This is a genomic window from Shewanella decolorationis (genome assembly GCF_004354305.1).
Taxonomy (GTDB): domain Bacteria; phylum Pseudomonadota; class Gammaproteobacteria; order Enterobacterales; family Shewanellaceae; genus Shewanella; species Shewanella decolorationis.
Map to the genome: position 1 here is coordinate 3,218,554 of NZ_CP037898.1, position 8,109 is coordinate 3,226,662.

Genomic DNA, 8,109 nt, shown 5'->3' on the forward strand with positions numbered 1-8,109 from the left:
CACTGATACATGTGCTCCCCTCTGACCCCGAGCGGAGATGGCGAATGTTAGCATAATGAGCCAATATTAGCGATTGAATAAAACTTAAGTAGCTAATTTGTAAGAATTAGTCGAAAGAACTGAGTGATAAAGATAACATTTCAATTTGAGAATTCGCCTAAGATCACACACCTTGTTACCGCTAAGTGATGCCTAAAAAACAAAATTGTATACAAAATCCTTTATTCCATCCCCTTGCATCTTAAGCGTAGAGCTTGCGATAATCGCCGCCAATTCGCATCCTTTTCGCCAACCTTACGCAGGATAATTTGGCCGCCTACGTCAGCCGCCAATGCCAATATTTGGAGCCCCTATGTCGTTATCATCCCAACAGCCTAATAAGATTGCTAACCGTCTTGCCGCCATTCGTAGTGAACTCGCCAGTGCCAATTTAGATGCCTTTATCATCCCGCGCGCCGATGAGTATTTAGGCGAATATGTGCCTGAGCATAACGAGCGTCTGTACTGGGCAACCGATTTTACTGGCTCTGCGGGCATGGCTATTGTCTTAAAAGACAAAGCCGCCATCTTTACCGATGGTCGTTATACGGTGCAAGTGCGTCTGCAGGTGGATGCAAATCTCTTCAGTTATGAAAGCCTGACCGACACACCGCAAATCGAATGGCTATGTGACACGTTAACCGCTGGTGCGCGCGTAGGATTTGATGCCCGTTTACACACCTTAGCTTGGTTTGAAAACGCCAAAGCGACATTAGCGAAAGCCCAAATTGAACTGGTTGCTGTCGAACAGAATCCGATTGATAAACACTGGCAAAACCGACCTGCACCATCGAGCGCACCTATCACGCTATTTAGTAATGAGAGTGCGGGTAAAACCAGCCTGCAAAAACGGACCGAGATTGGCGCATTAGTCAAAAAAGCGGGCGCCGATGTCGCGCTGATCGCCGCTTTGGACTCCTTCTGCTGGCTGCTCAATATCCGTGGAAACGATGTGCCGCGTCTTCCCGTAGTGCTCGGCTGCGCGCTACTTCACGCCAATGGCGATATGCAACTGTTCACCGATTTAAGCAAACTCCCTGAAGGCATTGAGGAACACGTTGGAGCAGGTGTGAGCTTTAACAGCGAAGCTTCCCTTGCCGATACCTTGGCAAGCCTACAGGGCGTGAAACTGCTCGCCGATCCAAATTCTGCTAACGCTTGGGCACAAAATCTGGCCCGCGATGCAGGCGCCAAGTTAATTGCTGGTATCGACCCCGTCTCCCTGCCTAAGGCACAGAAAAATGCCGCCGAATTAGCCGGCATGCGCGCCAGCCATATCCGTGATGGTGTGGCCGTGAGTCGTTTCCTCGCTTGGCTCGATGCAGAGGTCGCCGCCAATCGTCTGCACGATGAAGCAACCCTCGCCGACAAGTTAGAAAGCTTCCGCCTCGAAGATCCACAATATCGCGAGCCAAGTTTCGATACCATTTCTGCCGCAGGCGCCAATGCTGCCATGTGCCACTACAACCATAACAATGGTACGCCTGCGATGATGACGATGAACAGCATCTACCTTGTGGATTCTGGCGCTCAGTATCTGGACGGCACCACGGATGTCACTCGCACCATCGCCATTGGTAAAGTGACCGATGAACAGAAGAAAATGGTCACCTTGGTATTAAAAGGCCATATCGCCTTAGATCAAGCCCGCTATCCTAAAGGCACAACGGGGCAACAACTCGATGCCTTCGCCCGCCAATATCTGTGGCGACATGGGTTTGATTACGACCACGGCACTGGCCACGGCGTCGGTCATTTCCTCAGCGTGCACGAAGGCCCGCAGCGCATCGGTAAAAACCTCAATGCCATCGCCCTAATGCCTGGCATGGTGTTATCCAACGAGCCAGGCTATTACCGCGCCGACAGTTTTGGGATCCGCTTAGAAAACCTAGTGGTAGTGCAACACTGCGAAGCCTTAAAGGGCGCAGAGCGTGAAATGTATGAATTCGATGCCTTAACGCTGATCCCAATGGATGCTCGCCTTATCGATAAGAGCCTGTTAACCCAAGGCGAAATCGACTGGTTTAATGCTTACCATCAGAAAGTGTTTAATACCTTATCGCCATTAATGTCGGGCAGTGAGCTTGAGTGGCTCAAACAGGCGACAAAAGCCATTTAATCACTCATCGTTAAAAACCCAAACCACATAAGCCCAAGACAATCAGTCTTGGGTTTATTGTTTTAGCGTATTGAGGTTACAACGTTTTAGGTTGTGCCACCGTTAACTGAGGATCATCATGTAACGACGCTTTTGACAACACCTCAAACTCAGTATGAATTTGCATAAAACAATCAACTAAGGCAGGGTCAAAATGTGTGGCTCGCCCCTCAAGAATCATGGCTTTGGCATCTTCATGACTAAAGGGCCGCTTATAACAGCGTGGCGATGTTAATGCATCATACACATCGACAAGTGCGACAATTCTTGCGGATAAGGGAATATTTTCTTCTTTTAATCCAAGTGGATAACCACTACCATCCCATTTTTCATGGTGTCCTGAAGCAATATCCCTACCCATTTTAATAAAGGTGCATTGGGGAGCATACTCTAACAAACTAGCCAGAACCTGCCCGCCGATCACGGGGTGCGCCTTGATTTGCTCGAACTCTTCAGGTGTTAATCGGCCTGGTTTTAGCAAAATCGCATCGGCAATGCCAACTTTGCCTATGTCATGCAAAATTGCCGATAAGCTAATATCTTGGATAAAGTCTTCATCTAATTCTGGAGGCGGATTGTCAGCCAACATTCGCTGGGTAGCGAGCATTTTTGAGTATTGCCGCATTCTCAACAAATGCGCTCCGGTTTCATTATCTCGATATTCAGCAAGCTTAGCTAAGCCCAGTACAGTCGCTTGCCGAGAAGCCAGAGTAGAATCGAGGGAGGAGGTTAACTTGCCTAAGAGATATGCGATAGTCAGGGTTACCATGGCATTGGTTACGAGAAAATTGATTGAAACAACAACCAAAATGCCAGTGCTATATCCTTGAGTGACGGGCCAAATCAGCCACTCATAATGATACGCCACCCCAATCAAAATTAAGCTCACACCATTTAAAACTTGGGCGTAGATGCTCGCCTTAGTGCCTAAAAAAATGTTACTCAGCGGAGGGAAAATAAATAGCCAGAAAAATCCAGCGCCTGACGGCCCTATCGCAATAAGAAAGCCAACACCAATGGCATAGGCAAGCAAACATCCTAAACTAAATCTAAGCCGATCAGAAACATGAGGATAAAAAAGCAATAAGACTAATAACAAATATGCAAAGGTATCAAAAATCGCCATGCCCCATAAATTGGCAGCAATACAAAGATAAACACTGGTGAAATACACAGGCACACACAGGATCGCAAGAAAACCAAATAACCGTTTAAAAATCACTCTGCGCCAGTGGGAAAGACCAGATGTATATCGGGTAAACTCTCTCGGCTCTGCTCTAGCCATAAAAATCCTTTTGCAATCCAATGCTAGCTTGTGAGTAAGTCTAAAACCCTTAATCGCCTTACCTTTAGAACTCTCTAACATCTCTATCTGATAACATTTTGTCTTGTACAAACCAAATAAAAACCGCAAACCAATATGTTAATGAGCTTAGTAAAAAATTTCAGGACGCGTTGTGAATCTAAGGTTATTTTTACCTTAAGAAAAACCGCTAACACTAAAGTAGATATCACACTAAATTTGGTGAAAGGCAGGATAAAAACTCGTTTAACCAACAATAAAAAAACTAATATTTGCAAAACCTTATAAAAGCAATAAAACATTACTTTGGTTGCGGGTAAAGCTAAAAAACCGCTCTCCAATACCCACACAAAAATGATACCATTATCACATAATCAGCCCGCCCCCATGAGAGCTGGCACCTGTTCTACCCATTATATTTACCCTAAAAGTCGTATCGGCCCTGAATGGACACACTAAATGAGCCAGAGTAACCCTATCCGCAGTAAAAACAGCCATATCCATAGCAATGCACAAGAAATCCGCCTAAAACCACAAGACGAGTTAATTTCTACCACTGATACCCGTGGGATTATTACCTACGTTAATCAACGTTTTGCAGAAGTATCAGGTTATAGTGTCGAAGAATTAATTGGCTATCCCCACAACAAAGTGCGTCACCCAGATATGCCTAGTGACGCCTTTAAAGAGATGTGGGAAAAGCTGAAATCCGGCCAATCCTGGCGAGGCATAGTCAAAAATCGCTGTAAAAATGGTGATTATTATTGGGTCGATGCCTTTGTTTCTCCCCTGTTTGAGAATGGGACTATCATAGGTTATCAGTCGGTGCGTATTCAGCCGCAGGCGGCCTATGTCAGTAAAGCCACGGAGATCTACCGCAGGCTAATACAAAATAAACCCATCCCTAAACCACTCAGCTTAATGCAAAAACGTTTTGTCTCCGCAGTCGTCGCTACCACAGGTTTACTGATTGCAGGTTACTTTTGGGGTTGGGGCGTGATTTTCGCAGGGGCGGTTTTGATGAGCCTCAATCTGGCCATTTTCTACGACGAGGCCTTTCGCATTCCAGCCAAATTGATTGAAATGCAGGAGAAATATGACTCTATCAGCCGCTATATCTACTCGGGCGCAGATACCTCATCGATTCTCGATTTCCAATTGATCCTATTGCAAGCCAAGATGAACGGCGTACTTGGACGCACTCAAGATCAGGCTCATCAGTTGCACGCCATTGCCGATCAGCTGGTGGTGACCACTGAGCAAACCTATGTCAGTCTAGATCAAGAGAAAAACCAGCTTGAGCAACTCGCCAGTGCAATGGAAGAAATGAGCTCTACCATTGCCGAAGTCGCGCAAAATACTCAGCTGACCTCGACCAGTATCAACACCGCCTATGATCTCTGTCTCAAAAGCAGCGCCAATATGAAGGCCAACACCCAAAAAGTTGAGCAATTAGCCAAATCCGTCGCCGATGCGGCCAATAATGCCCATCAACTCAATCAAGAAGCCGAGCGGGTTGCCAGCGCCATGGGTGAGATTGACTCGATTGCCGAGCAAACTAACCTGCTCGCCCTGAATGCGGCCATTGAAGCCGCTAGAGCGGGTGAACAAGGGCGCGGCTTTGCGGTGGTAGCTGATGAAGTACGCGCACTGTCGAGCCGAACTCAGTTATCAACTAACAGTATTTCCCAGAGCGTCGACAAAATGTTCAGCATGCTAAATGCTTGGGCGAAGGAGATGGAGCAAAGTCGTCAACATGCCGAGTTGTGTGCTAACGATATTCAAACTTCCGCCGAGAACGTCAACACCATTTACCAAGAGGTAAGTGAGATCCACACCTTCGCCCAGCAAAACGCGGTGGCCGCCGATCAGCAGCGCCAAGTGGTGCATGAAATCACTAACAACATTCACTCCATCACCCAAACCAGTAGCGAAAACCTCGCCGCCACCCATCAAATTGGTGATGCCGCCAATCACCTCAAACAAAACGCCGAAAAGGCGCTCGGTCTACGCCGCGCCTTTGGTTAATATGCCTATCGCACCATTGTCGATACAGACAATGGTGCGAGACGCTTCACTTCAGCCTTTCCAACGCCTTTATCCATGTCAAAACCCGCTAACACTGCGCCATAATACCAATCGTATTAAATATCTGTTCATTCAGCGGGAGCCTCACAGGCATCTCGCTTCCGTGTTACATTGACTTAATAACCATTTCTTCTTCAATGCGCCTTGGATTGAGATGCCTGTGAGACTCTGAACTGATTAGATATTTAATGTGATTGGTATAAAAGCCCAAAAGGTTAAAAAGTACAGGTTTTAACCGAAAATTTTGCTATACTCCGCGCCCGCCATTTTTCTGCTGCACAAAGTGCGAAAATGAAAATACAGAGTGGTGGGAATGCGTAAGCAAGTGCATAGGTTTGAAGCACTATTTTAGTGAAGCGCTGCTGTAATGAATAAAGTGCGGCAGAGTGCGCTTTAAACAATAGAATGATGCGCTTGAATGATTGAATAAGTGACTGACAGGAATCCAAAATGAGATTTGAATCTTTTAGTTTTTGCCCCGAGATTTTACGCGCTATCTCAGATTGCGGTTATCAAAAAATGACACCTATTCAGCAACAGGCCATCCCCGCCATCCGCCGGGGGCAAGATGTGCTGGCGAGCGCCCAAACAGGCACGGGTAAAACAGCGGCATTCGCTCTCCCTATTCTGCAAAAGATGGCAGAAAATCCCAGCGAAACCTTAAAATCGAACACGCGAGTATTAATCTTAACGCCGACTCGTGAACTGGCCGCTCAAGTCGCCGATAACGTTGAAGCCTACAGCAAATACTTAAATTTCAGCGTATTAACTATTTACGGTGGCGTAAAGATTGAGACTCAGGCGCAAAAACTTAAACGCGGTGCTGATATTATTGTCGCGACACCCGGCCGTTTACTTGAGCATCTTACCGCCTGTAATTTAAGCCTCTCTAACGTAGATTTTTTAGTGCTCGATGAAGCCGACCGTATGTTAGACATGGGCTTTAATGCCGATATTCAAAAAATCCTCCAAGCGGTGAATAAGAAACGTCAAAACCTGTTGTTTTCGGCTACTTTCTCGAGCGCAGTAAAAAATCTGGCCAACGAGATGATGGTCAAGCCTCAGGTGATCAGTGCCGATAAGCAAAACACCACAGCCGATACCGTAAGCCAAGTGGTGTATCCAGTTGAGCAGCGCCGTAAACGCGAACTCTTATCCGAGCTGATTGGCAAAAAGAACTGGCAACAAGTGTTAGTCTTTACCGCAACGCGCGATGCGGCTGACACCTTAGTGAAAGAATTGAATTTAGACGGTATTCCTTCTGAAGTCGTCCACGGAGAAAAGGCACAAGGTAGCCGTCGCCGTGCGCTGCGTGAGTTTGTATCCGGTAAAGTGCGCGTTTTAGTTGCCACCGAAGTCGCCGCCCGAGGCTTAGACATCCCAAGCCTTGAGTACGTGGTCAACTTCGACTTACCTTTCCTTGCCGAAGACTATGTGCACCGTATTGGCCGTACCGGCCGCGCGGGTAAATCTGGGGTTGCAATTTCATTTGTGAGCCGTGAAGAAGAGCGCACACTCGCTGATATTGAAAAGCTAATCGGCCAAAAAATTCGTCGAATTACCGTGCCAGGATACGAAGTCGGTAGTCGCGACTTGCTGTTAAAGCAGCTACAAACCCGTCGTAGTTTTGCCAAGAAACAACAGCGACTCGACAACGTCAGCGAGCAGATCATCGCCGAAAAAAGCATGCAGGGCCGCCGGGTGAAAATGAAGGTTGGCCAAGCCCCAAGCAAAGCGAAAAAGCTAAAATAAACTGTGTGATTCATAGAGATCGTTTCAATCTTCTCAGCTCCAATTCAAGCCTGTAGTTTTGTTCTTGAAGAGGTTCTTTTGCTGGTTCATAAAGCTCCTGAACCTCTTCAGAATAAGGCGTTTGCTCAGCCATTTCGAAGTATCGCTCCATGGGTGTTTTCCCATGGTGTGCGCTATGAGGCCTCTCCCAGTTGTAGTAATGCTGCCACTCAGCAAGCAGGTTATCTAAATCGTCTGATGCTAAGTCTACCGTTGCATAAAACTCAGCTTTATCCGTTTTCTGCGAGCGCTCTACTTTGCCATTTAGGTGAGGTGAAGCAGGTTTATTTGGTCTGAATTTGATTCCATAGATCTTCAATTTCTCTTGGACTTTAAAGGCAAAGAACTCGCGGCCACGATCTGTTTGAATACGCAGAATTGGAAATGGCATTTCATCAATAACGCAATCAATGAAATCCAGTGTGTTAGCAGCAGTTCTGCGGCTATACAGCCTTAAAACCCTATAGCGGGTGCAATCGTCAATCGAGTTGTATTGATAGAGATTCGGCCCTATCTTGCAGGTATCCATTTGTATTCTATCGCAAGGAACTGGGCGAACATACCTGATGTAATCTGGTTTCCTACGATAGGTAACCTGAACTCGGGATAAGAAAATTTGAACTAATAGCCCTCCAAGTGATCGGATCTTTCGACCAAGAGAAACCCCATCACACCGGAGGGCCTATGCATAAATTAGTGGAAGTGTTTTGCGATGTCGATGATTTTTGCG

At 46.6% G+C, this 8,109-nt stretch carries 4 protein-coding genes and 1 pseudogene; 3 read left to right on the forward strand and 2 right to left on the reverse strand.

The annotated features are described in order from the left end of the window. The first annotated feature begins 352 nt into the window (after positions 1-352). On the forward strand, positions 353-2,158 hold the full coding sequence (locus EYR25_RS14415) for an aminopeptidase P family protein (protein ID WP_133180983.1): 1,806 nt from the start codon (positions 353-355) through the stop codon (positions 2,156-2,158). A gap of 76 nt (positions 2,159-2,234) precedes the next feature. Here EYR25_RS14415 and EYR25_RS14420 read toward each other — a convergent pair whose 3' ends face one another. Further along, positions 2,235-3,482: an HD domain-containing phosphohydrolase gene (locus EYR25_RS14420; RefSeq protein WP_133182887.1), complete on the reverse strand. Its 1,248-nt coding sequence runs from the start codon at positions 3,480-3,482 to the stop codon at positions 2,235-2,237. Between the two features lie 477 nt (positions 3,483-3,959). Here EYR25_RS14420 and EYR25_RS14425 point away from each other — a divergent pair, with 477 nt between their 5' ends. After that, complete coding sequence (locus tag EYR25_RS14425; protein ID WP_133180985.1) at positions 3,960-5,528, forward strand: methyl-accepting chemotaxis protein; 1,569 nt, start codon at positions 3,960-3,962, stop codon at positions 5,526-5,528. 510 nt (positions 5,529-6,038) lie between these two features. Next, entirely contained in the window at positions 6,039-7,340 is a 1,302-nt protein-coding gene (locus EYR25_RS14430; RefSeq protein WP_023268183.1) for a DEAD/DEAH box helicase, read from the forward strand. A 10-nt stretch (positions 7,341-7,350) separates the two neighbouring features. Here the strand turns inward: EYR25_RS14430 and EYR25_RS14435 are convergent. Next, positions 7,351-7,974: pseudogene (locus EYR25_RS14435) on the reverse strand (integrase core domain-containing protein); the annotation flags it as partial. Positions 7,975-8,109: the final 135 nt, after the last annotated feature.

Excerpts from the sequence above, each read along its gene's own strand:
- EYR25_RS14415 (WP_133180983.1), top strand. The coding sequence starts at position 353 with ATGTCGTTATCATCCCAACAGCCTAATAAGATTGCTAACCGTCTTGCC.
- EYR25_RS14420 (WP_133182887.1), bottom strand. The coding sequence starts at position 3,482 with ATGGCTAGAGCAGAGCCGAGAGAGTTTACCCGATATACATCTGGTCTT.
- EYR25_RS14425 (WP_133180985.1), top strand. The coding sequence starts at position 3,960 with ATGAGCCAGAGTAACCCTATCCGCAGTAAAAACAGCCATATCCATAGC.
- EYR25_RS14430 (WP_023268183.1), top strand. The coding sequence starts at position 6,039 with ATGAGATTTGAATCTTTTAGTTTTTGCCCCGAGATTTTACGCGCTATC.